This is a genomic window from Micrococcus sp. MS-ASIII-49, from assembly GCF_000946635.1.
Taxonomy (GTDB): domain Bacteria; phylum Actinomycetota; class Actinomycetes; order Actinomycetales; family Micrococcaceae; genus Micrococcus; species Micrococcus luteus.
Genome location: NZ_JXSP01000116.1, coordinates 1 through 26,241 on the forward strand (window position 1 = coordinate 1; position 26,241 = coordinate 26,241).

The 26,241-nt window shown below is 73.7% G+C and carries 27 protein-coding genes, 1 tRNA gene and 1 pseudogene; 14 read left to right on the plus strand and 15 right to left on the minus strand.

Features of this window, described 5'->3' with window-relative positions:
• A partial coding sequence (locus SJ20_RS08550) for a hypothetical protein (RefSeq protein WP_044659615.1) occupies window positions 1-379 on the plus strand: 379 nt, incomplete at its 5' end.
• Window positions 380-434: 55 nt separating this feature from the next.
• Here the strand turns inward: SJ20_RS08550 and SJ20_RS11770 are convergent.
• Complete coding sequence (locus tag SJ20_RS11770; protein ID WP_065423800.1) at window positions 435-956, minus strand: WhiB family transcriptional regulator; 522 nt, start codon at window positions 954-956, stop codon at window positions 435-437.
• Between the two features lie 171 nt (window positions 957-1,127).
• Between SJ20_RS11770 and SJ20_RS08560 the strand changes: the two genes are divergently transcribed.
• Window positions 1,128-1,751, plus strand: coding sequence for a hypothetical protein (locus tag SJ20_RS08560; protein WP_044659616.1), 624 nt, complete (start codon window positions 1,128-1,130; stop codon window positions 1,749-1,751).
• A 27-nt stretch (window positions 1,752-1,778) separates the two neighbouring features.
• Here SJ20_RS08560 and SJ20_RS08565 read toward each other — a convergent pair whose 3' ends face one another.
• On the minus strand, window positions 1,779-2,339 hold the full coding sequence (locus SJ20_RS08565) for a GtrA family protein (RefSeq protein ID WP_044659617.1): 561 nt from the start codon (window positions 2,337-2,339) through the stop codon (window positions 1,779-1,781).
• Window positions 2,340-2,501: 162 nt separating this feature from the next.
• Here SJ20_RS08565 and SJ20_RS08570 point away from each other — a divergent pair, with 162 nt between their 5' ends.
• From SJ20_RS08570 to manA, 4 genes are read left to right on the plus strand one after another with little or no spacing between them, the layout of a single operon-like run.
• Window positions 2,502-3,707: a 5-(carboxyamino)imidazole ribonucleotide synthase gene (locus tag SJ20_RS08570; RefSeq protein ID WP_044659618.1), complete on the plus strand. Its 1,206-nt coding sequence runs from the start codon at window positions 2,502-2,504 to the stop codon at window positions 3,705-3,707.
• The gene (gene purE / locus SJ20_RS08575) at window positions 3,704-4,261 is read left to right on the plus strand and encodes a 5-(carboxyamino)imidazole ribonucleotide mutase (RefSeq protein WP_044659619.1); all 558 of its coding nucleotides are present in this window, start codon (window positions 3,704-3,706) and stop codon (window positions 4,259-4,261) included. The genes SJ20_RS08570 and purE overlap by 4 nt, the downstream gene beginning before the upstream one ends.
• The gene (locus SJ20_RS08580) at window positions 4,261-5,874 is read left to right on the plus strand and encodes an LCP family protein (protein WP_044659620.1); all 1,614 of its coding nucleotides are present in this window, start codon (window positions 4,261-4,263) and stop codon (window positions 5,872-5,874) included. The genes purE and SJ20_RS08580 overlap by 1 nt, the downstream gene beginning before the upstream one ends.
• A gap of 42 nt (window positions 5,875-5,916) precedes the next feature.
• On the plus strand, window positions 5,917-7,161 hold the full coding sequence (gene manA, locus SJ20_RS08585) for a mannose-6-phosphate isomerase, class I (RefSeq protein ID WP_044659621.1): 1,245 nt from the start codon (window positions 5,917-5,919) through the stop codon (window positions 7,159-7,161).
• Window positions 7,162-7,184: 23 nt separating this feature from the next.
• Here the strand turns inward: manA and glpX are convergent, their stop codons facing one another.
• Entirely contained in the window at window positions 7,185-8,207 is a 1,023-nt protein-coding gene (gene glpX, locus SJ20_RS08590; protein ID WP_010079310.1) for a class II fructose-bisphosphatase, read from the minus strand.
• Between the two features lie 107 nt (window positions 8,208-8,314).
• Between glpX and SJ20_RS08595 the strand changes: the two genes are divergently transcribed.
• From SJ20_RS08595 to SJ20_RS08605, 3 genes are read left to right on the plus strand one after another with little or no spacing between them, the layout of a single operon-like run.
• Window positions 8,315-8,905: a DUF4245 domain-containing protein gene (locus tag SJ20_RS08595; protein ID WP_002854501.1), complete on the plus strand. Its 591-nt coding sequence runs from the start codon at window positions 8,315-8,317 to the stop codon at window positions 8,903-8,905.
• Entirely contained in the window at window positions 8,902-9,573 is a 672-nt protein-coding gene (locus SJ20_RS08600; RefSeq protein ID WP_002854504.1) for a carbonic anhydrase, read from the plus strand. The genes SJ20_RS08595 and SJ20_RS08600 overlap by 4 nt, the downstream gene beginning before the upstream one ends.
• A gap of 55 nt (window positions 9,574-9,628) precedes the next feature.
• Window positions 9,629-11,050, plus strand: a complete 1,422-nt coding sequence (locus tag SJ20_RS08605) for a class II fumarate hydratase (protein ID WP_044659622.1) — start codon at window positions 9,629-9,631, stop codon at window positions 11,048-11,050.
• A 90-nt stretch (window positions 11,051-11,140) separates the two neighbouring features.
• Here the strand turns inward: SJ20_RS08605 and SJ20_RS08610 are convergent, their stop codons facing one another.
• Both SJ20_RS08610 and SJ20_RS08615 read right to left on the minus strand, forming a co-directional pair.
• Complete coding sequence (locus SJ20_RS08610) at window positions 11,141-11,644, minus strand: A24 family peptidase (RefSeq protein ID WP_036316321.1); 504 nt, start codon at window positions 11,642-11,644, stop codon at window positions 11,141-11,143.
• A gap of 344 nt (window positions 11,645-11,988) precedes the next feature.
• The gene (locus SJ20_RS08615) at window positions 11,989-13,437 is read right to left on the minus strand and encodes a PhoH family protein (protein ID WP_044659623.1); all 1,449 of its coding nucleotides are present in this window, start codon (window positions 13,435-13,437) and stop codon (window positions 11,989-11,991) included.
• A gap of 227 nt (window positions 13,438-13,664) precedes the next feature.
• On the opposite strand from SJ20_RS08615, the gene SJ20_RS08620 reads away from it, so the two are divergent.
• Window positions 13,665-14,306, plus strand: coding sequence for a rhomboid family intramembrane serine protease (locus SJ20_RS08620; RefSeq protein WP_230297415.1), 642 nt, complete (start codon window positions 13,665-13,667; stop codon window positions 14,304-14,306).
• Here SJ20_RS08620 and SJ20_RS08625 read toward each other — a convergent pair.
• Entirely contained in the window at window positions 14,285-15,058 is a 774-nt protein-coding gene (locus SJ20_RS08625; RefSeq protein WP_041105013.1) for an isoprenyl transferase, read from the minus strand. The two genes, SJ20_RS08620 and SJ20_RS08625, sit on opposite strands and share 22 nt — an antisense overlap.
• 105 nt (window positions 15,059-15,163) lie before the next feature.
• Here SJ20_RS08625 and SJ20_RS08630 point away from each other — a divergent pair, with 105 nt between their 5' ends.
• Window positions 15,164-15,883 carry a hemolysin III family protein gene (locus tag SJ20_RS08630; protein WP_044659625.1) on the plus strand — a complete coding sequence of 240 codons (720 nt, stop codon included), beginning with the start codon at window positions 15,164-15,166 and terminating at the stop codon, window positions 15,881-15,883.
• A gap of 156 nt (window positions 15,884-16,039) precedes the next feature.
• Here SJ20_RS08630 and SJ20_RS08635 read toward each other — a convergent pair whose 3' ends face one another.
• Entirely contained in the window at window positions 16,040-16,444 is a 405-nt protein-coding gene (locus SJ20_RS08635; RefSeq protein ID WP_036316330.1) for a hypothetical protein, read from the minus strand.
• A gap of 48 nt (window positions 16,445-16,492) precedes the next feature.
• On the minus strand, window positions 16,493-17,485 hold the full coding sequence (mca, locus tag SJ20_RS08640; protein WP_082067618.1) for a mycothiol conjugate amidase Mca: 993 nt from the start codon (window positions 17,483-17,485) through the stop codon (window positions 16,493-16,495).
• 115 nt (window positions 17,486-17,600) lie between these two features.
• Between mca and SJ20_RS08645 the strand changes: the two genes are divergently transcribed.
• From SJ20_RS08645 to SJ20_RS08655, 3 genes are all read left to right on the plus strand, one after another.
• Complete coding sequence (locus SJ20_RS08645; protein ID WP_044659626.1) at window positions 17,601-18,047, plus strand: DUF4307 domain-containing protein; 447 nt, start codon at window positions 17,601-17,603, stop codon at window positions 18,045-18,047.
• Window positions 18,048-18,305: 258 nt separating this feature from the next.
• The gene (greA, locus tag SJ20_RS08650) at window positions 18,306-18,800 is read left to right on the plus strand and encodes a transcription elongation factor GreA (protein WP_002856531.1); all 495 of its coding nucleotides are present in this window, start codon (window positions 18,306-18,308) and stop codon (window positions 18,798-18,800) included.
• A gap of 96 nt (window positions 18,801-18,896) precedes the next feature.
• The gene (locus SJ20_RS08655) at window positions 18,897-19,535 is read left to right on the plus strand and encodes a GPP34 family phosphoprotein (RefSeq protein ID WP_044659627.1); all 639 of its coding nucleotides are present in this window, start codon (window positions 18,897-18,899) and stop codon (window positions 19,533-19,535) included.
• A 10-nt stretch (window positions 19,536-19,545) separates the two neighbouring features.
• Here SJ20_RS08655 and ilvA read toward each other — a convergent pair whose 3' ends face one another.
• From ilvA to SJ20_RS08690, 7 genes and pseudogenes are all read right to left on the minus strand, one after another.
• Window positions 19,546-20,877, minus strand: coding sequence for a threonine ammonia-lyase (gene ilvA, locus SJ20_RS08660; protein WP_044659628.1), 1,332 nt, complete (start codon window positions 20,875-20,877; stop codon window positions 19,546-19,548).
• Window positions 20,877-22,094 (minus strand): AI-2E family transporter, encoded by a 1,218-nt coding sequence (locus SJ20_RS08665; protein ID WP_044659629.1) that lies wholly within the window; start codon window positions 22,092-22,094, stop codon window positions 20,877-20,879. The genes ilvA and SJ20_RS08665 overlap by 1 nt, the downstream gene beginning before the upstream one ends.
• Window positions 22,091-23,062 (minus strand): aldose 1-epimerase family protein, encoded by a 972-nt coding sequence (locus tag SJ20_RS08670; RefSeq protein WP_044659630.1) that lies wholly within the window; start codon window positions 23,060-23,062, stop codon window positions 22,091-22,093. The genes SJ20_RS08665 and SJ20_RS08670 overlap by 4 nt, the downstream gene beginning before the upstream one ends.
• Before the next feature lie 121 nt (window positions 23,063-23,183).
• On the minus strand, window positions 23,184-24,059 hold the full coding sequence (locus tag SJ20_RS08675) for a Bax inhibitor-1/YccA family protein (RefSeq protein ID WP_036384970.1): 876 nt from the start codon (window positions 24,057-24,059) through the stop codon (window positions 23,184-23,186).
• Between the two features lie 183 nt (window positions 24,060-24,242).
• Window positions 24,243-24,319 (minus strand) — tRNA-Leu (locus tag SJ20_RS08680).
• Window positions 24,320-24,410: 91 nt separating this feature from the next.
• Window positions 24,411-25,826 carry an NAD(P)/FAD-dependent oxidoreductase gene (locus SJ20_RS08685; RefSeq protein WP_036316342.1) on the minus strand — a complete coding sequence of 472 codons (1,416 nt, stop codon included), beginning with the start codon at window positions 25,824-25,826 and terminating at the stop codon, window positions 24,411-24,413.
• A 53-nt stretch (window positions 25,827-25,879) separates the two neighbouring features.
• Window positions 25,880-26,241: pseudogene (locus SJ20_RS08690) on the minus strand (DUF501 domain-containing protein); the annotation flags it as partial.

Here is a 26,241-nt window from a genome sequence, read left to right on the forward strand (position 1 = left end):
CCCGTTCGGGGCACGCTCGGAGCGGGGCCGGGGCGAGGCGCTGCTCACCGCCGTCGAGAAGGCGGTGGACCGGCTGGGCTCCCTGGACGCGCCCGGGCTGCGGCACGTGACCGCGCGGGTGGAGCGCATCCCGGACCGGCTCGACGAACGGCTGCGCGAGCTGCACGCCGGCCGGGAACGGGATGAGGAGGCGCTGTTCGCGCGGGCCGAGCGGCAGGGCCGGGACGGGGTGCTGATCACCCTGTTCGAGCGGCCGCTGCGGGACGCGGCCGACCCGGCCGACCTCGAGGGGGCCGTCTACGGGGTGGCGCTGAGCCGTTGCGCCGACGCGCTGGGCGTGGACCCGCAGGTGCTCGACCCCAGCTGGGGCCGCGGCTGAGCCCGGACCGGGCGGTCCCCGCCGGGCACCGCGCCCGGCGGATGAGCGCGGTGCGTCAGGCGCGGGCGCGGCGCAGGCGGCGACGCTCGCGCTCGGAGAGCCCGCCCCAGATGCCGAAGCGCTCGTCGTTCGCCATGGCGTACTCCAGGCACGCGTCCTTGACGGTGCAGGCCTCGCACACGCGTTTGGCGTCCCGCGTGGAGCCGCCCTTCTCCGGGAAGAACGCCTCGGGGTCCGTCTGCGCGCACAGGGCGTCCGCCTGCCAGGCCAGCTCGCCTTCGACGGGCTCGGTGGTCACGCCCGGGATGGCGGCCCAGTCCTGGGAGACGGGCACGGCCTCGACCGGACGCGCGTCACCGGGGAAGAGGGCGGTGACGGTGGCGGCCGGGGTGCCGGTCTCGCCGTCGAGGTCGTGGGCGGTGAGGAAGGCGGTCGCCTGGTCCTCGAGGCTCGCGCCGGAGACGCCGGCCTGCGGGTCGGCGGGGTCGAGGAACCAGTCGCTGGGAACGCTCCGCGGACGAGGCGCCGGCGCGGGATCGGCGCGGTGCGTGTCCTCGACTCGCTGGGTCTGCTCCATGTGTGACGCCTCTTCCCGGGATCGACGTGGCGGCTGTGGGCCGGGTGATCATGCGGTCCGCGCGGGTGCCGGGCACGCCGGCGGGCCCCTCCTGGCGGGACCGTTGGCCCGGGTTCATTACAGCGGTGTGATTCATGCCGAGTCAAACCGAACGGGTGCCACACTGGGCCCATGGTCTCCCTCTCCGCACCCCGGTCCACCGGCCCCCTCGTGCTCCGCCTCGCCTCCTCCCCGCGGCCCGCGCTCGTCCAGGAGCCGGGGGCCCCGGACGAGCCCGGCGCGGTGGACCAGCGCATCGAGCTCTCGGGTCGCGTGACCGTGAACTGGGCCGCCAAGTTCACGGGCCTGCTCGGCGCCGAGGGCATCGGCGCGGGCGACGCCGTCGCCCTGGACCTGCCCGTCCACTGGCTCTCCCACGCCCTCGCCCTCGGGGTGCTCTGCGCCGAGGCCGAGCCCGCCCTCGAGGGCGACTCCCCCGCCGCCGTCCTCACGGACCGGCCCGAGGCGTGGCCGGACCCGTCCGTGGCCGTGTTCGCCGTGGCCCTGCCGCGCGGCCTCGAGCCCGAGTTCGACGGCCCGGCCACCGATCCGGCCGTCGTGGACGTGGCCGCCGAGATCCGCGCCCAGCCGGATGCCCTGCCCGGCCCCGTGGATCACGTGCGGCCCGCGTCGATCCCGGCCGGGACCGACGTCGCCCCGGACGACGACGGCCCGCGCCCCCGCCTGACGTGGGCGGGAGTGCGGGCCGCGCTGGAGGCGTGGGACGCGGGCCGGGCGGTGACCGTGCGCCCCTGACGGGGCGGCGGGGTCAGGCCGGGGCGCTCAGACCCCGGCGTCGGGGGTACGGTGCCGGCCGTGCGGAGGCATCTGATCCTCGCGCAGCACGGGCATCTGGCCGGTGATGATCGCGAGGTCGTTGGCGAAGCCGGGCTCCACGTCCAGCTTCTCCTTGAACACCCAGAACCGGTAGGCGAAGTAGCGGAACACGGTGCCGAAGAACAGGCCGATCACGTTGCCGGCGATGAACAGGCCGGTCGGGTCGGTCACGCCCATCAGGTACTGCGCGATCGCCACGCAGCCGGCCTGGATGCCCAGCCCGATCGCGTTCATGATCAGGAACATCACGAGCTCGCGCGTCTTGTTCGAGGAGCGCTTGTCCCGGAACGTCCAGTAGCGGTTGGCGACCCAGCTGAACAGGGTGGCGACGACGCCGCCCACGATCTTGGCCTTGACGTTGGACCCCTCGAGCGGGCCGGTCATCATCCACCAGAAGACGAGCGAGTCCACCACGAACGCGGCCGCACCGACGGTGCCGAACTTGGCCACCTCCCGCCACAGCAGGGAGACCATCCCGGTCAGGCGGCCCCAGAGATCGGACAGCATGGGCGTGGACTCCTCGGTTCGGGACGGGGGTGTGCACGCGGGGCGGACCCGCGCAGGGCTGGGGAACACTGTAGCCGCGCCCCCGGCGCGCGCCCTCCTCGGATCCGGCATCGGCCACCCCTCCGTGACGGAGTTCTCAGCCGGTCCGACTACCCTGTCCGGGTGACTTCCCCTCGACTCGGTGTGATCGGTGGCGGGCAGCTGGCCCGCATGATGGCGGGCGCCGCCGCGGAGCTCGGCGTGCCCTTCCGCGTGCTCGCGGAGGCCCCGGACGCGTCAGCGGCCCAGGTCGCCCCCCACGTGGTCGGCGACCACGCGGACCTGGCGGACCTGCGTGCGTTCGCGGCCACGGTGGACGTGGTCACCTTCGACCACGAGCACGTGCCCACCGAGCACCTGCGGGCCCTGCAGGAGGCCGGCGTCGCCGTGCGCCCCGGCCCCGAGGCGCTGCAGCACGCCCAGGACAAGCTGGTCATGCGCGCCGCCGTCGAGCGGCTGGGCCTGCCGAACCCGGCGTGGGCGCCGGTCGATGACCTCGAGGCCGTCCTCGCCTTCGGCGACGAGCACGGCTGGCCGATGATCCTCAAGACCGCCCGCGGCGGCTACGACGGCAAGGGCGTGCTCACGCTCGACGACGCCGACGACGCCCGCGCCTCCGCCGCGGACGGCACCCTGGCCGCGTGGCTCGGCGCCGGCATCACCCCGCTGCTGGCCGAGGCCCTCGTCCCCTTCTCCCGTGAGCTCTCCGCGCAGGTGGCGCGCACCCCCTCCGGTGAGGTGGCCGTCTACCCCGTCGTCGACTCGGTCCAGGTGGCCGGCGTGTGCGACCTCGTGGTCGCCCCGGCCCAGGACCTCGACCCGGCCGTCGCCGCGGCCGCGACCGCCGCGGCCGTCCGCCTCGCCGAGGAGCTGGACGTCACCGGCATGCTCGCGGTCGAGCTGTTCGAGACGCCGGGGGTCGGCCCGGGCTTCCAGGTGAACGAGCTGGCCATGCGCCCCCACAACTCCGGCCACTGGTCCATGGACGGCGCCGTCACCGGCCAGTTCGAGCAGCACGTCCGCGCCGTGCTCGACCTGCCGCTGGGCGAGACGACCCCCCGCGGGGCCGGCGTCGTGATGAAGAACGTCCTCGGCGGCGCCCGCGAGGACCTGCACGCCGGCAGCGTCGCGGCCCTCGCCGCCCACCCGCAGGCCAAGGTCCACCTCTACGGCAAGGACGTGCGCCCGGGCCGCAAGGTCGGTCACGTCAACGTCGTCGCGGACCACGGCCTCAGCCTCGAGGAGGCCGTGCGGACCGCCGAGTCCGCCGCCGTACTGCTGCGCGAGGACGCCCCCACCACCGGCACCGAGACGGAGGCCCGCCCATGACCGCCACGCCCCAGACCCCCGCCCAGCCCCTGCAGGACGACGCCCCGGTCGTCTCCGTCGTGATGGGCTCCGACTCCGACTGGCCCGTGATGAGCGTGGCCGCCGAGGCCCTGCGCGAGCTCGACGTGCCCGTCGAGGTCGGCGTGGTCTCCGCGCACCGCATGCCCCACGAGATGGTGGAGTTCGGCGCCCGCGCGCACGAGCGCGGCATCCGCGTGATCGTGGCCGGCGCGGGCGGCGCGGCGCACCTGCCCGGGATGCTCGCCGCCGTCACCCCCCTGCCCGTGATCGGCGTGCCCGTGAAGCTCAAGAGCCTGGACGGGATGGACTCCCTGCTCTCGATCGTCCAGATGCCCGCCGGTGTGCCGGTGGCCACCGTCTCCATCGACGGCGCCCGCAACGCCGGCCTGCTGGCCGCCCGCATCCTCGCCTCGGCCGACACCGCGGAGGGCGACCGCCTGCGCGCCGCCCTAACCGAGCACGCCGACGAGCTCAACGCCCAGGCCCGGGCCAAGGGGACCCGCCTGCGCGAGCGGATGGCCGCCGACCGCTGATGTCGCCCGCCACCGGATCCGTCCCCGCCGGTCACGCGCAGCCCGACCCGCTCCGGGATCCGCGCGTCGCCTCCCCCACCGAGCGCACCCGCCGGGCGCTGATCCTCACCGCCCTGACCCTGCTGGTCCCCGGCGGCGCCCAGCTCGTCGCCGGCAGCCGCCGGCTCGGCCGCGTGGCGCTGCGGGTCACCGTCACCGTGTGGGCCGTGCTGATCCTCGGGCTGCTGTGGTGGCTGGTCTCCCGCGCGAGCCTGATCTCGCTCATGGCCCGGGACGGCGTGCTGCTCGGGCTGGCGGTGGTCCTGGCGGCGTTGGCGGTGGGCTGGGCGGTGCTGTGGGTGGACACGTTCCGGCTGATCCGGCTGCACCTGCTCGCCCCCGGCGCGCGGAAGATCACGGCGACGGTCGCCGCGCTCGCGCTCGTGCTCACCAGCGGCGCCCTGCTCTACGGCGGCTGGGCCGCGAACACGAGCCGCGGCGCGCTCGGCGAGGTCTTCCGGGAGGGGCCGGCCGTCCCGGAGGCCGAGGGCCGCTACAACATCCTGGTCCTGGGCGCGGACGCCGGCGAGGGCCGCCAGGGGCTGCGCCCGGACTCCATGCACGTGGTCTCCGTGGACGCCCGCACCGGCGCCATCGTGATGTTCTCCCTGCCCCGCAACCTCCAGAACGCGCCGTTCGTCGAGGGCTCCCCGCTGTGGGACGTGTACCCCAACGGCTTCGACTGCGGCGACGAGTGCATCCTCAACGCCCTCTACACGGACGTGGAGGAGCACCACGCAGACCTCTACCCGGACGCCGAACACCCCGGTGCCGAGGCCATGAAGGACGCCGCCGGCGGCATCCTCGGCCTGGACGTCTCCGGCTACGCCCTCATGGACATGGGCGGCTTCGCCCAGCTGATCGACGCCATGGGCGGGGTGGACGTCGTCAGCGGCGGCTATGTGGTGCACCGCGGCGTCCGACCCGACGGCGCCTGGGGCAACATCTGGTGGGAGCCGGGCACCCACCACTTCAACGGCGACGACGCGCTCGCCTTCGCCCGCTCCCGGCACTGGTCCACCGACTACGCCCGCATCCGCCGGCAGCAGTGCATGCAGGCGGCGATGCTGGAGCAGTTCAGCCCTGCCACCGTGCTCACCCGCTTCGAGGGGATCCTCGCGGCGGGCCAGCAGATCGTGACCACCGACCTGCCGCAGTCCCAGCTCGGCACGTTCGTGGACCTCGCCGAGCGCTCGCGCGGCCAGAAGATGCGGCGGCTGACCATCGGCCCGCCCGACTTCGGCGACACGGGCACCCACTTCACCACCTACCCCGACTACGACCTCGTCCACCGCCGCGTGGACGAGATGCTGGCCGATAAGTCCGTGACCGCCGGATCGGAGCCGACCGGGGTCTCGGCGACGCCGCTGCTCACCGTGCTGGCCGTCGTCGCGCAGGAGACGCAGGCCCCCGACGTCGACGAGGACGACCCGGCCACGTGGCCGGCCCCGCCGACCCGCACCGACGGCGAGCCCTTCACCGCTGAGGACCTGATGACGGCCGAGGACCTGGGCCAGGAGGACGTGCTGAACCACGCGTCCTCGACGAACGGGCTGTGCGTCCCCGCCCCGTGAGGCGCGGCGCGCGGGCCGACGGGCTGACCTAGGCTGGGGCGCATGCACGTCCTGAAGCCCGTGATCCGTGACTACGCCTGGGGCTCCCCCACGCTCCTCGCCGACCTGCAGGGACGCGAGCCCACCGGCCGCCCCGAGGCCGAGCTGTGGCTGGGCGACCATCCGGGCGCCCCGTGCGTCGCCGTCGTGGCGGACGGCGCCCGTGTCGGCCTGGACGAGGTGGTGGCCGCGGACCCGGAGCGCTGCCTCGGGCCCGCCGCGCCGGAGGGCCGTCTGCCCTTCCTCATGAAGCTGCTCGCCGCGGGCGCCCCGCTGTCCATCCAGGCGCACCCCACCCTGGAGCAGGCCCGCGCGGGCTTCGCCGCGGAGGAGGCGGCCGGCGTGCCGGTCGACGCCCCGCAGCGCAACTACAAGGACGCGAACCACAAGCCGGAGATGCTGCTCGCGCTGACCCCCTTCGCGGCGATGTGCGGCTTCCGCTCCCCCGAGGTCTCCTCGGACAGCTTCGAGGCCCTGGCCCGCGCCCTCACGGAGCGGGCGGACGGGGACACGTCCGCCGTCGCCGTCGCCGCCGCCCGGATCAGCCAGGCCCTCGCCGCCGGGGACCTCGAGGACGCGTTCACCTCGATCCTCGACCCCGACTCCGTGTGGGGCGCCCCCGGCGCCGTGGCGCAGGTCGTGGACGTGCTGCGGGCCGCGCCGGACCTGGCCGAGCGCGACCCCTCGCTGGCCACGGCCCTCGAGGCCGCCCAGCACCACCCGGACGACCCCGGCGTGGTGGTGGCCATCCTGCTCAACCGCGTGGACCTGGCCCCGGGTCAGGCCATCCATCTGCCCGCCGGCAACGTGCACGCGTACCTGCACGGGCTGGGCGTGGAGGTCATGGCGGCCTCGGACAACGTGCTGCGCGGCGGGCTCACCCCGAAGCACGTGGACGTGCCCGAGCTGCGCCGCGTGGTCACCTTCGAGGCGCTGCCGGTGCCCTCCACCGAGCCCGAGCGCGTGGCCGACTCCGTGGTGGCCTTCCGCCCGCCGTTCGAGGAGTTCGAGCTGCTCCAGGCCACCCTCGAGGACGACGCTGTCCACGGGCTCGACGTGCACGGGCCCGGGATCGCGGTGGTCACCCGCGGCACGGCGCGCCTGGTCCTGGCAGGCCAGGAGATCGAGCTGGGCCCGGGCGAGGCCGTGTTCCTGCCCGCCGCGGAGACGGCGTCCGGCCCGCTGGCCGTCCGCGCCGCGGCCGGCGCCCCGGCGACGGTGCACGTGGCCGGCCTGCCGCGGGGCTGAGCCCGGCAGACCGGCCCGCGGGCTCAGCGGGCGTCGCGGTCCCCCAGCCACTTGGACCACTTCTTCACGTCGTGCTCGGCGTCCACGGTGCGGACCGTGCCGGACGACGAGCGCATCACGATGGACTGCGTGTGCACGCGGCCGTCGGCGAAGCGCACACCACGCAGCAGGTCGCCGTCGGTGATGCCGGTGGCCGCGAAGTAGCAGTGGTCGGAGGTGACCAGCTCGTTCGTGGTCAGCACCGCGTCGAGGTCGAGGCCGGCGTCGAGGGCCTTCTGCTTCTCGGCGTCGTCGGTGGGGGCCAGGCGACCCTGGATGATGCCGCCGGTGGCCTTGATCGCGCACGCGGTGACGATGCCCTCGGGGGTGCCGCCGATGCCCATCATCATGTCCACGCCGGTGCCCGGGCGGGCGGCGGCGATGGCGCCGGCGACGTCGCCGTCCAGGATGAACTTCACGCGGGCGCCGGCCTGGCGGATCTCCTTGACCAGGCCCTCGTGGCGGGGACGGTCCAGCACGCACACGGTCACCTGGGAGACGGGCTTGTCCAGGGCCTTGGCCACGAGGTTCACGTTCTGCTTCACCGGCAGGCGCATATCCACGAAGTCGGCGGCCTCGGGGCCCACCACGAGCTTGTCCATGTAGAACACGGCCGACGGGTCGAACATGGTGCCGCGCTCGGCCACCGCGAAGACGGAGAGCGCGTTGTTGTAGCCCATGGCGGTCAGGCGGGTGCCGTCGATCGGGTCCACGGCCACGTCCACGGCGGCGCCGGAGCCGTCGCCGACCTGCTCGCCGTTGAACAGCATGGGGGCCTCGTCCTTCTCGCCCTCGCCGATCACCACGGTGCCGTCCATGGCCACGGTGTCCATGAACGCGCGCATCGCGTCCACCGCGGCGCCGTCCGCCTTGTTCTTGTCCCCGTAACCCACCCAGGGGCTCGCGGCGATGGCCGCCGCCTCGGTCACTCGCACCAACTCCATGGCCAGGTTGCGGTCCGGGACGTGATTCTCGTAGCCGGTCTTCTCCGAGGACGCGCTGGTCATCGCTGCTCCGATCCTTGCTCGCGGCGCTCCGTCCGCACGAGACGGGGCGTGAGGGCGGCTCTGCCCCGGTCCTCATCCTACGGGGGCGGCCTCCCGTGGGTGGCACAATGCTGACCGTGAGCTCCGCCGACCCCCACGCCCCCGCCCCCCGTCCCGTCCTGACCGCCACGCAGGCGCAGCGGGCCCGGCAGCCGTGGATGGCCATGGTGCTCTCCCTGGCGGCTCTGCTGGCGATCGTGGCCGTGGTCCTCCTGCTCAACCCGGAGCCGCCGCAGCGGCCCCGTGAGGACCGCGTCGACGTCGCCGCCGAGGCCGCCACGATCCCCCACGACGACGGCGACCTGCCGGCCCTGGCGCCCGAGGTACCGGAGTCCTGGTACGCCAACTACGCCCGCCTGCAGAAGCTGGACGGCGTCTCCACGTGGGACGTCGGCTGGGTGGTCACGGACACGGTGTTCGCGGGCCTGCAGCAGGCCGAGGACGTCGACCCCACCTGGGTGAGCCTGCGGGTGGACCAGGTCCCGACGTCGGAGACGATCGAGATCGACGGGATCGCGTGGGACCTCCACGCCGATCCGAAGAAGCCGGAGCGACGGCTCGTGGCGGAGGTGGACGGCAGCACCGTGGTGCTGACCACCACCGGCGACCAGGCCGTCCTCGAAGACCTGGCGCACGGCGTCGCGAAGGAGACCCGATGACCCCCCACACCCGCCCCGAGACGACGCCGGCCCCCGACGTCGTCGTCCCCACCTCCGACCTGACCCCCGCCGAGGCGTGGGAGGTCCTCGCCGAGGGCAACCGCCGCTTCGTGGCGGGCGAGCCGAGCCACCCGAACCAGAACGCCGAGCGGCGCAGCGACCTGACCGCCGGTCAGGCCCCGGTCGCCGTGATCTTCGGCTGCGCCGACTCGCGCCTGGCGGCCGAGATCATCTTCGACCTCGGCCTCGGCGACGTGTTCGTGGTGCGCACGGCCGGCCACGTGATCGACGACGCCGTGCTGGGCTCCATCGAGTACGGCGTGGACGTGCTGGAGATCCCGCTCGTCATCGTCCTGGGCCACAACTCGTGCGGCGCCGTCACGGCGACGGTCGAGTCCTACATCTCCGGCACCATGCCGCGCGGCTTCGTGCGCCCCCTCGTGGAGCGCATCATCCCGTCCGTGCTGGCCGGGCGTCGCCGCGGGCTGGAGGAGGTCGACGAGTTCGTGGCCGAGCACGTGGACCAGACCTGCGACCACCTCCTGGAGACCTCGCAGTCCGTCCGCGCGGCCGTCGAGTCCGGGCGCACCGCCGTCGTCGGGCTCACCTACTCGCTGTCCGAGGGCACCGCGCGACCGGGCCGCGTGCACGGCGACCTGGCGGTCTGACGACGTCGGGCGTCCGGTGCGGCACCGGGCGCCCACGCCGTCCTAGGATGTGACCATGACCGCAGAGAACACCGATCAGCAGTTCCGCATCGAGCACGACACCATGGGCGAGGTGAAGGTGCCGGTGAACGCGCTCTACCGTGCACAGACCCAGCGCGCCGTGGAGAACTTCCCGATCTCCGGCAAGGGCCTCGAGCCCGCCCACATCCACGCCCTCGCGCAGGTCAAGAAGGCCGCGGCCAAGGCGAACGCCGAGCTGGGCATCATCTCGCAGGAGCGCGCGGACGCCATCGTCGCCGCCGCGGACCAGGTCATCGCCGGCGACCACGACGACCAGTACCCGATCGACGTGTTCCAGACCGGCTCCGGCACCTCCTCCAACATGAACACCAACGAGGTGCTCGCCACCCTCGCCACCCGCGCACTGAAGGAGGCCGGCTCCGAGGACGAGGTGCACCCCAACGACCACGTCAACGCCTCCCAGTCCTCGAACGACGTGTTCCCGACCTCCGTGCACGTGGCCGTCACCGCCGCCCTCGTGAACGACCTCGTCCCGGCGCTGGACCACCTGGCCGTCTCCCTCGAGAAGAAGGCGGAGGCCTTCGCCGGCGTCGTGAAGTCCGGCCGCACCCACCTCATGGACGCCACTCCGGTGACCCTGGGCCAGGAGTTCGGCGGCTACGCCGCGCAGGTCCGCTACGGCATCGAGCGCATCCAGTCCGCGCTGCCGCGCGTGGCCGAGGTCCCGCTCGGCGGCACCGCCGTGGGCACCGGCATCAACACCCCGAAGGGCTTCTCCGCCCGCGTGATCGAGCTGCTCGCCGAGGAGACCGGTCTGCCGCTGACCGAGGCCCGCAACCACTTCGAGGCCCAGGCCAACCGTGACGGCCTCGTGGAGGCCTCCGGCCAGCTGCGGAACATCGCGTTCTCGCTCATGAAGATCAACAACGACCTGCGCTGGATGGGCTCCGGCCCGAACACCGGCCTCGGCGAGATCGCCATCCCGGACCTGCAGCCGGGCTCCTCGATCATGCCGGGCAAGGTCAACCCCGTGATCTGCGAGGCCGCGATCATGGTGTGCGCCCAGGTGATCGGCAACGACACCACCGTCGCCCTGTCCTCCACCAACGGCGCGTTCGAGCTCAACGTGGGCATCCCCGTGATGGCCGCCAACCTGCTCGAGTCCATCCGCCTGCTGGCCAACACGACGCGCGTCATGGCGGACAAGATGATCGACGGCATCGAGGCCAACGAGGAGCGCTGCGCCTTCCTCGCCGGCGCCTCGCCGTCCATCGTGACCCCGCTGAACAAGGTGATCGGCTACGAGGCCGCCGCCAAGATCGCCAAGCACGCCGTCGCGAACAAGATGACCGTGCGCGAGGCCGTCGTGGACCTCGGCTACGTCGAGCGCGGCGAGATCACCGAGGAGCAGCTGGACAAGGCCCTGGACACCATGTCCATGACCCACCCGGAGTGATCCGGCGGATTCGGTGAGCGGCGCGACGCCGCCTCCCGGGCCACGACGCCGAGCGGCCGTCCTCCCGTGCGGAGGGCGGCCGCTCGACGTTCACGCCAGCACCAGCACTCCGGCGGCCGCCGCCACCATCGCCGGCCCGAACGGCAGCGCCGTTCGCCCCGTCGCCCGGCCCGCGAGGACCAGCAGCCCCGCCACGACGCCGCCGAGCAGGATCGCGCCCACCCCGGCGGCGAGCACCGCCGTCGGACCGAGCACCCCCGTGTACACGCCCAGGCCGCCGGCGAGCTTCACGTCCCCCATCCCGAGGCCGCCGCGGCTGAGCACGTGCAGCGCGAGCATCGCCACGGTGTAGCCGAGACCGCCCAGCAGGCTGCAGAGGGCCAGGTCACCCCGGCCCGCCAGCAGCGCTCCCCCGGTCATCATCGCCAACCCGCCCAGCGCCAGCCGCAGCGTCCATCGGTTCGACAGCCGATGCTCCCGCAGGTCCGTGCGCACGAGCACGCCCGAGCACACCGCGAACCACGCCAGCCCCAGGGTCCACAGCACCGCCGTCGCCGGCGCGCCGTGCGTCCACGCCCATCCCACTCCGCTCATGCGCCCAGCCTAGGCCGGGCGGCGCACCCGCCGGGCCGCCGTCCACAGGCGATCAGGCCACCTCGCGTTCACGGTCCGGCCACCCGGTGTTCTGCCGACAGCGCAACCGGGGCCGCCCATTGCGACGACCCCGGGCACGGGTCTACTCTGAAGTCACGAGCTTCCAGCCGTCTCATGGACGTACGGGGCTCACACAGACCCCATGGCCTCAATCCCGTTTCAAAGGGGCCATGGTGGCGGGCTTCCTCGGTCCCCCATCCCCCCCTCCGCGGGGCCGAGCACCCCCGCCGGGGGCCGCTGCTTCGGCAGCGGCCCCTTTTTCATGACCGACCCCGCCGCCCGGCTCAGGCCCGGCCCTCCTCCAGCAGGTCCGTGACCAGCGCGGCGATCGGGGAGCGCTCGGAACGGGTCAGCGTCACGTGTCCGAACAGCGGGTGGCCCTTGAGGCGCTCCACCACGGCCGCGATGCCGTCGTGCCGGCCCACGCGCAGGTTGTCCCGCTGGGCGACGTCGTGGGTCAGCACGACCTTCGAGTTGCGGCCCATCCGGCTCAGCACCGTGAGCAGCACGTTCCGCTCGAGCGACTGCGCCTCGTCCACGATCACCCACGCATCGTGCAGCGAGCGGCCGCGGATGTGCGTCAGCGGCAGGATCTCCAGCATCCCGCGGTCCACCACCTCGTCCACCACGGACGGGGAGACCAGCGCACCCAGGGTGTCGAACACGGCCTGCGCCCACGGGCCCATCTTGTCGCCCTCGGAGCCGGGCAGGTAGCCGAGGTCCTGGCCGCCGACGGCGTACAGCGGGCGGAACACGACCACCCTGCGGTGCTCGCGGCGCTCCATCACGGCGTCGAGGCCCGCGCACAGCGCCAGCGCGGACTTGCCGGTGCCCGCGCGGCCGCCGAGGGAGACGATGCCCACGCTCGGATCCGTCAGCAGCTCGATGGCCAGCCGCTGCTCTGCGGAACGGCCGTGCAGGCCGAACACGTCGCGGTCCCCGCGCACCAGGCAGGCTCGGCCGCCCTCGCCGACCCGGGCCAGAGCGGAGCCCCGGGGCGCGGTGAGCACCAGCCCCGTGTTGACCGGCAGGCGGTCCGCCTCGGCCGGGGCCTCCTCCGGCCCGGTCTCGACGCCCGTGCCGGTCAGGGTCCCCAGCGGGACGCCGGCCAGGTCGACCGCGCCGTCGTCGTAGAGGGCGTCCAGCCGCTCCTGCGCCACGCTGAGGGAGACGGTGCCGCGCCAGCCCGAGTCACGCACGAGCTCGTGGCGGTACTCGTCCGCGGCGAGGCCCATGGCCGCCGCCTTCACGCGCATCGGCAGGTCCTTGGACACGACCGTGACCGTGGCGCCCTCGTCCGCGAGCGCCTTCGCGACGGCGAGGATGCGGGAGTCGTTGTCCGTGCCGCGGATGCCCAGGGGCAGCACGTCCACGGACACGTGGTTCAGTTCGATCCGCAGCGTGCCGCCCTCGGGGGTGATCGGCACGGGCTGGTCCAGCGCGCCGTGGCCGCCGCGCAGGTCGTCGAGCAGGCGCAGGGCCGTGCGCGCGTAGTAGCCGAGGTCGGGGTCGGCGCGCTTGGCCTCGAGCTCCGAGACCACCACGAGCGGCAGGACCACCTCGTGCTCGGCGAAGTGCAGCAGGGCGCGCGGGTCCGAGAGCAGCACGGACGTGTCCACCACGTAGGTCCGCAGGCCGGTCGCCTCCGCCGCCCCCGCCTCGGCACGCGCCTGGCCCGGCCGGCTCGACGGCTCCTGCCGGGTCTGCGCGTGCTCCACGAGCTCTGCCACCATGTCTGCCTCCTGTGCCGGTGAACCGTGCGGGCGGGGGTCCGCCCACGGGCCACGCTAGGAAGCGGCGTCGTCCGCCGGGGCCCGGCACGGTGAACCCGGGATGAAGTCGCGGTGACGGTCCGTCCGGGCCCCGCCACGGCCCCGGCGTCCCGCGCTCCCTACACTGGAGACGCGCCGCCGACGTCCCGACGGCCGCCCGCTCCCCGTCCCCAGGAGGGCCCTTGAGCATGCACCGCCCGTCCCCCGGCCTGCCCGATCTGCCGGGCGGCCCAGCCCCCGCCCCGACCCTGGCCGAGCGCGCCGGCGGCCGCCTGCTGGGCGCCGTCGCGCCCACCGCCGTGCTGATCGCGGCCATGTGGGTCGCGCAGGTCGTGCTGATCTTCCTCGGCCGGGTGATCATCCCCGGCGTGGGCCTGATCCCCCGACGCCTCGACGGCCTCGACGGGGTCCTGTTCTCCCCCGTGCTGCACGCCGGCTGGGCCCACCTGATCGGCAACACGACGGCGCTGCTCGTCCTCGGTCCGCTGGCCGCCCTGGTCTCGCGTCGGCCGGTGGCCCTGCTCGTCTGCGCCTGGCTGGGCTCGGGCCTGCTGACCTGGGTGATCGGCACCCCGGGCGTGCACATCGGCGCCTCCGGGATCGTGTACGTGCTGATCGCGTTCCTGATCGTCTACGGGATCGCGGTGCGGCGGATCGGGGCGGTCGTCGTCTCCGTGCTCGTCGCGCTCACGCACCTGGGCTCGAGCCTGATCGGCCTGCTGCCGGCACCCGGCATCTCGTGGACCGGCCACCTGGCCGGGGCCGTCGTCGGGGTGCTGCTGGGCCTGTGGTGGGGCCGCGCCGACCGTCAGGTGCCGAACCGGCGCTGACGGCTGCCGTAGTCGCGCAGGGCGCGCAGGAAGTCGACCTTGCGGAACGCGGGCCACATGGCCTCGCAGAAGTAGAACTCCGAGTAGGCGGACTGCCAGAGCAGGAACCCGGAGAGCCGCTGCTCCCCGGACGTGCGGATGACCAGGTCCGGGTCCGGCTGGCCGCGCGTGTAGAGCCGGTCCGCGATCTGCTCGACGGTGACGGACTCGGCCACCTCCGCCGCGCTGTGGCCCAGGGCGTGCTCGTCCCGCAGCAGCTCGCGCACGGCGTCGAGGATCTCCTGGCGGCCCCCGTAGCCCACGGCCACGTTCACGTGCACGCCGTCGTGGCCCTTGGTCTGCTCGGCCACCTCGGCGAGCCGTCGCGCCATGGGCTCGGGGAGCAGGTCCACCGCGCCGACCGGCTGCACGCACACGGGGGCGCGGCCCTCGGCCGGCTGGGCGAGGCGCTCCGCCGTCGTCTGGATGATCTCCAGGAGCGGGGCGAGCTCCTCCGCCGGGCGCCGCAGGTTCTCGGTGGAGAGCATGTAGAGCGTGACCACGGGGATGCCGGCCTCGTCGCACCAGCCGATGAAGTCGAGGATGCGCTCGGCGCCGGCCTGGTGACCCTGCTGCGTGGACGCCCCGAACGCGCGGGCCCAGCGACGGTTGCCGTCCACCAGCACGCCGATGTGCCGAGGCAGGCGCTCCGGGTCCAGGCCACGCGTCAGCCGCCGCTCGTACAGGCGGTAGAAGGCCTCGGGTCGACCCACGGCGCGCTCCCCTCTCGGACGGTCCTGCGAGCCTCCAGGATACGCGCGCGGCACACAGCGACCATCCCGTGCCCCGGCCCCGGGCCGACCGACGACAATGGAGGCATGGACCCTGTGACACCCCTCCGCGAGACCGACGCCGCCCGTCGCCTGCGCTGGCGCATCGAGCGCATCCGCGACCCCGACCATCCGCTGTACAAGCCCCGACTGCGCGGTTGGATCCACGCGGTCATGGCGCCGCTGACGCTGGCGGCCGGCATCGTGCTCATCGTGCTCGCGCCGACCGCGACGCTGCGGTGGGCCAGCGCGGTCTACGCCGTGACGGGCCTGCTGCTGTTCGCGGTCTCGGCGACGTACCACCTGGTGCAGTGGAACGAGGTGGTCTCCCGTGTCCTCAAGCGGCTGGACCACACGAACATCATGTTGGTCATCGCCGGCACCTACACGCCGCTCTCCCTGGCCCTGCTGGCTCCGGACCGGGCGCGGGTGCTGCTCACCCTGGCGTGGGTGGGGGCCGTGGCCGGCGTCGCGTTCCGGGTGCTGTGGACGGACGCGCCGCGCTGGCTCTACACGCCGGTGTACGTGGCCCTCGGGCTGGCGGCGCTGCTCTACCTGGGCGACTTCTTCGCCGCGGATGCGGCGGCGGGGTGGCTGATCGTGGCCGGCGGCGTCGCGTACATCACGGGCGCGGTCTGCTACGCGCTGCAGGCCCCCACGATCCACCGCGAGTGGTTCGGCTTCCACGAGCTGTTCCACGCCTTCACGGTGGCCGGCTTCGTGTGCCACGCCGTCGCCATCTACCGGGCGGTGCTCGTCGTCACCTGAGCGTGTCGGGGACGGGGGTCTGCGCCCCGCCGGGCAGCGCCGAGGCCCGCAGACGCGCCGCTACGGTCATGCCGTAGCGGCGCGTCTGCGGGCCTCAAGGGTTCGGGCGTGGAGTCTCCGGCGCCGAGTCTCGGGCGTGCGCGGGCCCGACGGCGGTCAGTCGCGTCCGGTGTCCGGGGCCTGGGGTTCCGGGGCCGGCGCCTGGAGGTAGCCGGGGTACTTCTCCTGCAGGCGGCGCAGTCGGTCCTCGGAGTCCGCGTCCAGGTGCTCGCCGCCCGCGCGGACCTCGTCCGGCAGGTGCTGCTGATGGCGCTCCACGAGCATGGCCTCGGCCTCCGGGGAACGCTGCTGGACGCGGCGCACCGAGCGGACCATGACGCGGAGGACGATGATCGCCATGACCACCATGAGCGCGGTGAACAGGAACCCCTCGATGCCGGGGGTGACCTCCGCCTCCTCGAGCCCGGGGCGCAGCGTCGGCTCCGGGACGGCGGGCACCGGCGCGGGGCTCGCGGCCGCGAGCGCGGTGAGGACGAGGGGAAGGCCAGACAGGGGTGTCACGCCGCCCCACTCTACCGGCCCCGGCCGCTCGGCCCGAGCCGGGGCGGCTCAGCGCAGGCCGGCGAAGAGGTCGTGCTCCGGCAGCTCGGAGGGCACGCGCGAGTCGATCAGCGCGAAGTCCTCCCACGGCCAGGCGCGCCGCTGCAGGTCGTGGGGCGCGTCGAAGAACATGCCGTCGGGGTCGATCTGCGTGCGGTGCGCCCGCAGGGCGGCGTCGCGCTCGTCGAGGAAGCCGGTGACGTCCACCTGCGTGGTGACGTCGTGGTCCGCGGTGACCCACGGCGGGATGACCTCCGGGTCGGGCACGTCCTCCCCGGCTTCACGGCGGCGCAGCACCTCGCGCATCGCGTCCATCGCATCGAACATCATCAGGCGTCGGGCGAACGGCACGTCCTCGCCGTCGGCCTCGGCCACCGCGGCCATCGTGCGGAACTTCCGCGGGTTGAACCCGCAGTCGTAGTAGACCTTCGAGACCTCCCACGCGGGCCCGGCCTCGGGGTACTCGTCCGCGAGGCCGGCGGCCCGGTAGGCCTCCATCGTCACGGCGTGGGCCTGCAGGTGGTCCGGGTGCGGGTAGCCGCCGACCTCGTCGTAGGAGATGAGCACGTGCGGGCGGAACCGGCGCACGAGCGAGATCAGCGGGGCCGCCGCATCCCGGAGCGGGACCTCGGCGAAGCAGTTCGCCGGGAGGGCCGGCAGCGGATCCCCCTCGGGCAGGCCCGAGTCGAGGAAGCCGAGCCAGGCGTGCCGGATGCCGAGGATGCCCGCGGCCTCCGCCATCTCCTCGCGGCGCACGGCCGCGATGTCCCGGTCCGCCCGGGTGGTGTCCCCGAACGACGGGTTGAGCAGGGTGCCGGCCTCGCCGCCGGTGCACGTGACGACCATGACCTCGGCCCCGGCCGCCGCGTAGGCGGCCATGGTGCCGGCCCCCTTCGAGGACTCGTCGTCCGGGTGGGCGTGCACCGCCATGAGACGCAGCCCGGTGGAGGGCGGCAGGGCGGTGCCTGCGGCCGGCTGGGCCTGGGGGGTCTGATCGGTCACGTGGATCGCACACTCCTGTCCGGATGGCGGGGCCGCCGCGGGGGCGGCGGCGTGAGGGGTCCAGGCCGACGTCGTCATCGGCCTCCGGCGGCGGGCAGCGGCTAAGGTGGAGGGGATGTCTCACCACGCCCCCGCGGTCCGCGCGCAGGACCCCACATTAGCCAACCGGTACGGCACGAACCACACGCGTCCGGGCCGTCGTCGGCTGTGGGCGGGCCTCGGCGGGCTCGGGCTGGTCGTGGCCGTGCTGCTGTCCGTGTGGATCGGCCTGAACATGTCCGTGGGCGCCATCGAGTACAAGGACGTCGGCTTCACCATCGAGGACGACGGCCACGCCACCGTCACCTTCCAGGCCTCCGTCCCGGAGGGCGTGCAGGCCGAGTGCGATGTGCTCGTCACCGACTCCCACGCCGCCCCCGTCGGCTTCCGCACCGTCCGCCTGGAGACCCTGCCGGCCGACCGGCGGGACTCCCCCTCGGACGCGCAGCAGCGCTACACCGTGGACGTGCGCACCGTGGTGCGGGGCGACTCCGGCGTCGTCGAGACCTGCCGCAAGGTCTGAGCCCTCCCGGCCCGCTCCGCCCTCGGCGTAGCGGCCGCCTTTGGTGTGACGCACGCCGCCCGGATAGACTCGTCGGAGCATTCCCGCCCCGCCGGTGAGTCAGGCAGGCGTCGCACGGAGCCCTCGGGTCACGCGCGTCCTCCTGATCGGCGGGGTCTTTCGCATGCGGGCGCGTCCGCCGGACGCGGATCGCGCACCGGATGCGGTGCGCCGCGCCCCGGACTCCGCATCACCCGAGACAGAAAGGCGGAACAGAGCATGACCACCAGCCAGTCCGACGCCCCGTGGCTGACCCAGGAGGCGTACGACCGCCTCTCCAAGGAGCTCGAGCACATCTCCGGCCCCGGCCGCCAGGAGATCATCGAGCGCATCGAGGCCGCGCGCGATGAGGGCGACCTCAAGGAGAACGGCGGCTACCACGCCGCCCGCGAGGAGCAGTCCAAGAACGAGGGCCGCATCGCCGAGCTGAAGCACCTGCTCGAGACCGCCCGCGTCGGCGAGGCCGCCGAGAACGACGGCGCCGTGCACCCGGGCACCGTGGTGACCGCCGTCGTCGCCGGCGACGAGATGACGTTCCTCTTCGGCAACCGCGAGATCGCCGCGGACGACGAGTCGCTCGAGGTCTACTCCGAGCGCTCCCCGCTCGGTGAGGCCATCAACGGCGCCAAGAAGGGCGACAAGGTCTCCTACACCGCCCCGAACGGCAAGGACATCAAGGTCGAGGTCAAGGACGTCCAGCCCTACTCCGGCTGACCGACCCCGGCTCCGACGACGGCCGCGGTCCCCTCCAGGGGCCGCGGCCGTCGTCCGTCCCGGGTCCCACCGCGCCCCCGTTGCTACTCTGGCCCCATGCTGACCGTCGAGAAGGCGCACCTGCTGCTCACCCGCGAGGACGGGCTCTCCGAGAGCCCCTCCCACCACCGCGTGGCCCTTGCGGCCGCCGCGCTGGCCGACCACCGCTCCGCCGGGATCGTGACCCTCGAGGACGTCCCCGTGGACCGGGCCCGCGTGCTCGTGACCGCGGCCGGCACCACCGGCGACCCCGTCCTGGACTCCTCCCTCGGACAGGTCGACGCCCTGGCCGGCCGACCGCTCGTGTCCACTGTGGCGGCCGGCAAGCCGGATCTGCGCAAGGCCGTCGTCGCCCATCTGACCGAGACCGGCCGCCTCACCGAGCGCAAGGCCTTCCTGGCCACCCGGCACGTCCCCCGGGGCACCGAGCGCACCGAGCTGCTGGCGCACCTGACCGCCGTGGTCCTGGACGAGGCCGAGCCCTCCGACGAGGACGTGCTCCTGCTCGGCGTGCTGCAGCACCTCAACCTCGCCCGACGCCTGCTGCCGGGCGCCCACGAGCGCTACGACCGCCGCGAGATGGTCCGCCGCATCGAGGCGCTGACGCGCGAGGACCTCCTGGTCCAGGCCGTGCGCCGCGCGGTGGGCGGGACCTGTGGCACCGTCACCGCGGCCGCCGCCGGCTCCGCGGCCTGAGCCGGCCCGGTCAGGGCAGCGGGGCCGGGCTGTAGCCGGCCGCGCGCAGCGCCTCCAGGACCTGGGCGGAGTGCTCGGCGCCGCGGGTCTCCATGTCGATCGTGATGTGCGCGCCGCCCATGGACAGCTCCGGGCCGACGCGGGTGTGGTCCACGCGCACCACGTTGGCGTCCGTGTCCGCGATGATCCGTGAGATCGTGGCCAGCTCGCCCGGGCGGTCCCGCAGCGGGATACGCACGGTCATGTAGCGCCCCGCGGCCGACAGTCCGGCCTGGATGGACTTCAGCATGAGCATCGGATCGATGTTCCCGCCGGAGAGGATCACGGCGGTGGTGCCGAGCTCGAAGCCCAGGTCCGCCGTGCGGCCCGCCAGCAGGGCGGCCACCCCGACGGCGCCCGCCGGTTCCACCACGAGCTTGGAGCGCTCGAGGAGGTGGACGAGGGCCGCGGCGATCTCGTCGTCCGTGACGGTCACGACGGCGTCCACCAGCTCGGCGGCGATCCGCAGCGGCAGGGCCCCGGGCCTGCCGACGGCGATGCCGTCCGCGATGGTGGACACGCTCTCCAGCACCTGGACGCGGCCCTCCTCGAGGGAGCCGGGGAACGCGGCGGCGGTGGCCGCCTGCACGCCGATGACGCGCACCGTGCGCCCACGACGCCGGGCGGCCTCCTTGAGGGCCACGGCCGTGCCGGCGATGAGCCCCCCGCCGCCGATGCCCATGATCACGGTGTCCACGTCCGGCAGCACGTCGAGGATCTCGAGGCCGACGGTGCCCTGGCCCGCGATGACGGCCGGGTCGTCGAACGGCGGGATGAACACGGCACCGGTCTCCGTGGCCCACCGCTGCGCCTCGGCGAGGGACTCGTCCACGGTGGAGCCGTGCAGGACGACCTCGGCGCCGTGGTCCCGGGTGGCCTGCAGCTTGGGCAGGGCCACGCCGTGCGGCATGAAGATGCGGGCGCGGATGCCGAGCTTGGCGGCCGCGAGGGCGACGCCCTGGGCGTGGTTGCCTGCCGAGGCGGCCACGACGCCGCGGCCGCGTTCCTCCTCGCTCAGCTGCGCCATCCGCACGTAGGCGCCGCGGACCTTGAACGAGCCGGCCCGCTGCAGGTTCTCGCACTTCAGGTGCACGTCCGTGCCCACGGCACGGGAGAGCGCCCGGGAGTGCTGCAGCGGGGAGAGCTCGGCGATCCCGCGCAGCGTCGCGCGCGCCCGCTCGATCTCCTCGAGGGTGACGGGCAGCTCCGCCGGGGCCGGTGGGCCGCCGGCGGGCCGCACCCACCGGGGCGACGGCGTCGGGACGGTCCGGTCCGGGGTGTCCGTGGCCTGCGCCGCGCCCATCAGGCGTCGTCCCCGTGCCGGGTGCCCGCGTCGGCCTCGGAGGCGAGGGCGGCGTCCTCGTGCGTCGAGGGGCGGTACCGGTGGGAGCCGGCCGCCTCGTCCTCCGCGCCGCCCGGTTCGAGGGCGTGGTCCGTCCGCTCCGTGAGCTCCTCCGGCACGTCCGCGGTGAGGGCGCGGACGAAGCTGTTCACGAAGGCCAGCACCGGCACGGCGAACACGGCGCCCGCCAGCCCGAAGACGGTGGACCCGGCGGCGACGGCCAGGAACACGGCCAGCGGGTGCAGCGCGACGGCCTTGCCCATCACGAGCGGCTGCAGGACGTTCGACTCGATCTGCTGCACGAGCAGCACCACGCCCAGCATGAGCAGCGCGTTGACCAGGCCGTTGGACATCAGTGCCAGGAGCACCGCCATCGCGCCGGTCAGGGTGGCGCCGATCATCGGGATGAACGAGGCCAGGAACACGAGCACGGCCAACGGGATGGCCAGCGGCACGCCCAGGATCAGGGCACCGATGCCGATGCCGACGGCGTCGATGAACGCCACGAAGATCTGGACCCGCACGTAGGAGCCGAGCGACTGCCAGCCCGAGCGGCCCGCGCGGCCCACGGTGGCCCGGTGCGCCTTCGGCACGAAGATCAGCAGGAAGCGCCAGATGCGGTCGCCGTCGTAGAGGAAGAAGATCAGGGAGAACAGGGCGATGAACAGGCCCGCACCGATGTTGACGGCCGTGGAGCCGAACGAGACGGCGCTGTTCATGAGCGTGGCGGAGTTGTCCCGCAGCGTCTGCCACAGGCCCTCCAGCTCGGCACCGGAACGGGGGATCTCCACGCCCACGCCGGCCAGCCAGGCGATCGCGTCGTCGACGGCCTGGCCCAGCTGGTCGCCCAGTTGGGCGAAGCCCTGGACGATCTGCTGACCGGCGAGCCCCATGAGGCCCGCCACGACGACGACCAGCAACAGCACGCACAGCAGGGCGGCCGCGACGCCCGGCACCTTGATGCGCCGCATCGCCTGGAACACCGGGGCCAGCAGGGTGGCCAGCAGCGCGGCCACGAGGATCGGGATCACCACGAGGCTCACGAAGCCCAGCAGGTACACCACGACGCCGATGCCGATGACGACGGCCACCAGCCGCCAGGACCAGGCCGCGGCCACCGTCAGCCCGTAGGGCACGTCCTTGTTGATCTTGGTCTGGGCCGCCAGGGTCGAGCTCACGCGCGATCCTCCTCGTGTGGGTGGTCGGGGACATGGGGGGTCAGACCCCACTGGACGCTCCAGCGGGCGTGCGGGGCGAGCCGGTGCAGGCCCTCCCCCGAGTTCAGGGCGTCCGCGGGAGCGGTGAGCGGCTCCACCGCGAGCGCCGTGTCACGGCCGGGCAGCCGGTCCGTGACGAAGACGTGAGTGTAGGCGAACGCGTGGTCGGACCACAGGGTCACGGCCCGGCCGTCCCCGGCGAGCAGAGTCTGGCGGTGCCGGCCGTCGGCGTCCGGCGTCAGGCCGGTGAGGCACACGTCCAGGGCGTCCTCGCCCACGGCCCGGCCGCGGCGGAAGTCCAGGTCCGTGCCGTCCACCGGCAGGGTCTCCACGGGGATGAGGTCCTCCCCCGTGCGGATCCAGGCGTCCGCGGGCACACGCAGGCTCAGCTCCGCCGTCGGGACGTCCCCGATCCGCAGGAACGGGTGGGCGCCGACCGCCACAGGCACGGTGGCGTCCGTGTGGTTCTGCACCTCGGCGGTGACGGTGAGACCGCCGTCCGCCTCGAGCTCGTAGGTGACGCGGTGGGTGAGCCGGAACGGCCAGCCGTGCTGGGGGTGGATCTCACCGCGCAGGGTCACCGCGTGGGCGGAGAACGTCTCGGTGACGAAGTGGGTGTTGCGCAGCAGGCCGTGGCTGGCGTGGCCGCGCGCGGGTTCGGTGACGTCCAGGCGCTGCTCGACGCCGTCCAGGATCCAGCGGGCGCCGGCGACGCGGTTCGGCCAGGGGCTCATCTGGATGCCGTTGGCGGCGGGCGGGACCACGTCCGGGCCGTACGGCTCGGTGAGGTCCACGCCGGACACGCGGTACCTGCGCAGGGCACCGGCCAGGCCGACGACGACGGCCTCCGCGGACCCGCGGTGCAGGCGGTGCTGGGTGCCGGTGGCGTCCGGAGCCCCGAAGGCGGGCAGGTCGCTGGTCTCGGTCACGGGACCTCCTGAGTGGCGGCGAGGGACCCCCTCAATCTACGCCCTCGCGGACGCAGACCGCCCCGGCCCTGTGCAGGACCGGGGCGGCGGTGCGGGTCTCCGTGCGGGGACGGGGCGCCGGTCAGTCGTTGCCGCGCAGGATGGCGACGATCCGCAGGATCTCGATGTACAGCCAGATCAGGGTCACGGTCAGGCCGAAGGCCACGGACCAGGAGTACTTCTGCGGGGCGCCGTTCTTCACGCCCACGGCGGCCATCTCGAAGTCCATCGTCAGCGAGTACGCGGCGAGCAGCACGGCGATCGCGCCGATGATCAGGCCCAGGCCGCCCTCACGCATGTTGCCGATGCCGGTCCAGGTGAGGACCAGGTTGACGAGCATGAAGACGAGGTAGCCGATCATGGCGCCCATGACGATCTTCGTCATGCGCGGGGTGGGGCGGAACTTGCCCGAGGTGTAGAGCGCCAGCATCACCGCGAACACGGAGAAGGTGCCGAGCACGGCCTGCACCACGATGCCCGGGTAGGCGCCCTCGAAGAACGCCGAGATGCCGCCCAGGAACAGGCCCTGCGCCACGGCGTAGGCCATGATCAGCACGGGCGAGGGCTCGCGCTTGAACGCGTTGACCAGGCCCAGCACGAGGCCGGCGATCGCGCCGATGATCATCAGGCCCGGCGAGAACCAGCCCACGGCGCCCGCCACCACGACGAGCACGAGCATCAGGCCGGTCTTGCCGACGACGTCGTTGAAGGTCATCCGGCCGGTCTGCTCCGGGCCGGCGGAGGGCGCGCGGAAGGCGTCCTCCATGGACTGCTGGTGCGCGTACTGCTGGGCCGCCTGGCCGGCGCCGAACGCCTGGGCCTGGCCGTACGGGCTCTGCTGCTGGCCGTACGGGGACTGCGCGGACTGCTGCCCGCCCTGGTACCAACCGGGCTGCGCCTGTCCGCCGCCCTGCATCTGCTGCTGGAAGTTCTGAGAGTTCATGACCGGATTCGCCACGGCTCACTCCTTCGGGTCGAGTCGGCCCGGTCGCACGCCGCCGCAGTGAGCAGCGCTCGTGCCCCGGGGTTCAGCACGATCCTATCGGGATGTCTGCGTCCGCGCGCGGGGCCGGAGCGTGGAACCGCGCCGGTTCACGGGCTGTTCACGGTGGGCGCAGAAGTGGGGAGCGCGGGAGACGCGTGGTGCCCCCGGCGGGACTCGAACCCGCAACACGCCGATTTTAAGTCGGCCGCCTCTGCCAGTTGGGCCACGGGGGCGTGGCGGGCCCGTGGACGCGGGCCCGGGTGCGGACGACGCCGGCCCCGTCCGATGCGCTCGGACGGGGCCGGCGGCCCGCTGGCTGCGGGATCAGCCCTTCGAGGACTCGAGGGCCCGCTGCCGCTCGAAGCGGCCGGGCTCGAGCTCGACGCCCGCGGCGCGGCGGAACGGGTTGAACGGGGTGTCCAGGCCCGCCACCGAGGTGGAGTCGCGGCCGAACAGGGTCTCGGCGACCCAGCCGGACAGGATGCGGAACTTCCGCTCCAGGGTGGGCATCGCGTAGCCGTGGTAGCCGCGGTGGGCCAGGAACGCCGGGATGCCGGCGATCTTGGTGCCCAGCGGGTTGCCCACGCCGCGGCCGAAGCCCAGCCCCGCCACGGTGCCCAGGGACTTGTGCACGTACTCCTGCACCTCGCCCTCGCCGTGGCGCACGGCCATGTAGTTGGCGGCCAGACGCTTGGCCTGACGGATGGCGTGCTGGGCGTTCGGGACGCAGAAGCCGCCCGGGCCGGCCCCGGTCAGGTCCGGCACGGCGGAGACGTCGCCGCAGGCCCACGCACCCTCGAGCGCGCCGGCCTCGCCGTCCTTGATCTGCAGGGTGGGGGTGGCCTCCACGCGGCCGCGGTCGTCCACCGGGAAGTCGGTGCTCTTGACCACGGAGTTGGCCACCACGCCGGCGCACCACACGAGGGTGTCCGCCGCGAAGGTCTCCGCCTCCTCCTTGGAGGGCATGGCCACGAGCTTCATGACGCCGTCCGTGGCGTCGCCCAGCGAGGTGTTGAGCAGGACCTCGATGCCGCGGTCCTTCAGGTGCTCCACCACGCCCTGGGCCTGCTCCTCGGAGACCTCGGGCATGATGCGGCCCATGGCCTCGACGAGGACGATCCGGATCTCCGACTGGGAGAGGCGCTCGTTGCGCTCCACGGCGTTGCGGATGAGGTTCTCCATCTCCGCGATGGCCTCGATCCCGGCGAAGCCGCCGCCCACCACCACGAAGGTCAGGGCACGCTTGCGCTCCTCGGCGTCCGTCATCAGGGAACCGGCGTCCAGGCGCTCCAGGATCTGGTTGCGCAGCTGGACGGCCTCCTCGACCGAGCGCAGACCGATGCCCTGCTCGCCCAGACCCGGGATCGGGAACACGCGGGTCACGGCGCCCGCGGTCATCACGATGTCCTGGTACGGGATCTCGAACTCGTCGCCGCCCTCGCCGCGCACCACGGCGGTGCGGCCGGCGTGGTCCACGGACACGACGGCGCCGCGGACGACCTCGGCGTCCTTGAGGTGCGTCTGCAGGTCCACGTTCACGTGGCGGCCCTCGATGTGGCCGCCCACGACCTCGGGCAGGAACGGGTAGTACGTCATGTACGGTCGGGGGTCGACGACGGTCACGACGCCGCCGCGCTCGGCGACCTTCTTCTGCAGCTCGCGGGCGACATGGAACCCGGCGTAGCCGCCGCCGACGATCAGCAGGCGCGGCTTGGGAGACAGTTCAGGGGTGAGAGACATACCGCCAGTCTACGCACGCACGGGCCCGGCCCCTCCACTCTCCGCCGTCGTGGTCAGGACCGCAGCGAGAGCACGATCCCGTCCAGGATGTCGTGCTCGCTCGCCCAGGCCTCGGTGACGCCCGCGACCTCGGCCACCCGCTCCAGGACGGTGCTCCACAGCAGCGCGCCCGCGCCGATCACGTCCACCCGTCCCGGGTGCATGAACCCCCGCTCGGCGCGTTCGGCCCGGGTCGCCGCCACGAGGCCCTCCGCCGCCGCGCGGAACTCGGCGATCGGCAGGCGCGCACCGTGGATGGCCTCGGGCTCGTACGTGCTGAGCCCGAGGGCCTCGGCGGTCACGGTGGTCACCGAGCCGGCCACGCCGACCACGCGCGCCACGCGTTCCAGCGGCAGGCGGGCGGCGGCGTCGTCGA

Coding starts and splice junctions, on each gene's coding strand:
- SJ20_RS11770 (WP_065423800.1), bottom strand. CDS start 956: ATGGAGCAGACCCAGCGAGTCGAGGACACGCACCGCGCCGATCCCGCG.
- SJ20_RS08560 (WP_044659616.1), top strand. CDS start 1,128: ATGGTCTCCCTCTCCGCACCCCGGTCCACCGGCCCCCTCGTGCTCCGC.
- SJ20_RS08565 (WP_044659617.1), bottom strand. CDS start 2,339: ATGCTGTCCGATCTCTGGGGCCGCCTGACCGGGATGGTCTCCCTGCTG.
- purE (WP_044659619.1), top strand. CDS start 3,704: ATGACCGCCACGCCCCAGACCCCCGCCCAGCCCCTGCAGGACGACGCC.
- SJ20_RS08580 (WP_044659620.1), top strand. CDS start 4,261: ATGTCGCCCGCCACCGGATCCGTCCCCGCCGGTCACGCGCAGCCCGAC.
- manA (WP_044659621.1), top strand. CDS start 5,917: ATGCACGTCCTGAAGCCCGTGATCCGTGACTACGCCTGGGGCTCCCCC.
- glpX (WP_010079310.1), bottom strand. CDS start 8,207: ATGACCAGCGCGTCCTCGGAGAAGACCGGCTACGAGAATCACGTCCCG.
- SJ20_RS08595 (WP_002854501.1), top strand. CDS start 8,315: ATGCTGACCGTGAGCTCCGCCGACCCCCACGCCCCCGCCCCCCGTCCC.
- SJ20_RS08600 (WP_002854504.1), top strand. CDS start 8,902: ATGACCCCCCACACCCGCCCCGAGACGACGCCGGCCCCCGACGTCGTC.
- SJ20_RS08605 (WP_044659622.1), top strand. CDS start 9,629: ATGACCGCAGAGAACACCGATCAGCAGTTCCGCATCGAGCACGACACC.
- SJ20_RS08610 (WP_036316321.1), bottom strand. CDS start 11,644: ATGAGCGGAGTGGGATGGGCGTGGACGCACGGCGCGCCGGCGACGGCG.
- SJ20_RS08615 (WP_044659623.1), bottom strand. CDS start 13,437: ATGGTGGCAGAGCTCGTGGAGCACGCGCAGACCCGGCAGGAGCCGTCG.
- SJ20_RS08620 (WP_230297415.1), top strand. CDS start 13,665: ATGCACCGCCCGTCCCCCGGCCTGCCCGATCTGCCGGGCGGCCCAGCC.
- SJ20_RS08630 (WP_044659625.1), top strand. CDS start 15,164: ATGGACCCTGTGACACCCCTCCGCGAGACCGACGCCGCCCGTCGCCTG.
- SJ20_RS08645 (WP_044659626.1), top strand. CDS start 17,601: ATGTCTCACCACGCCCCCGCGGTCCGCGCGCAGGACCCCACATTAGCC.
- greA (WP_002856531.1), top strand. CDS start 18,306: ATGACCACCAGCCAGTCCGACGCCCCGTGGCTGACCCAGGAGGCGTAC.
- SJ20_RS08655 (WP_044659627.1), top strand. CDS start 18,897: ATGCTGACCGTCGAGAAGGCGCACCTGCTGCTCACCCGCGAGGACGGG.
- ilvA (WP_044659628.1), bottom strand. CDS start 20,877: ATGGGCGCGGCGCAGGCCACGGACACCCCGGACCGGACCGTCCCGACG.
- SJ20_RS08685 (WP_036316342.1), bottom strand. CDS start 25,826: ATGTCTCTCACCCCTGAACTGTCTCCCAAGCCGCGCCTGCTGATCGTC.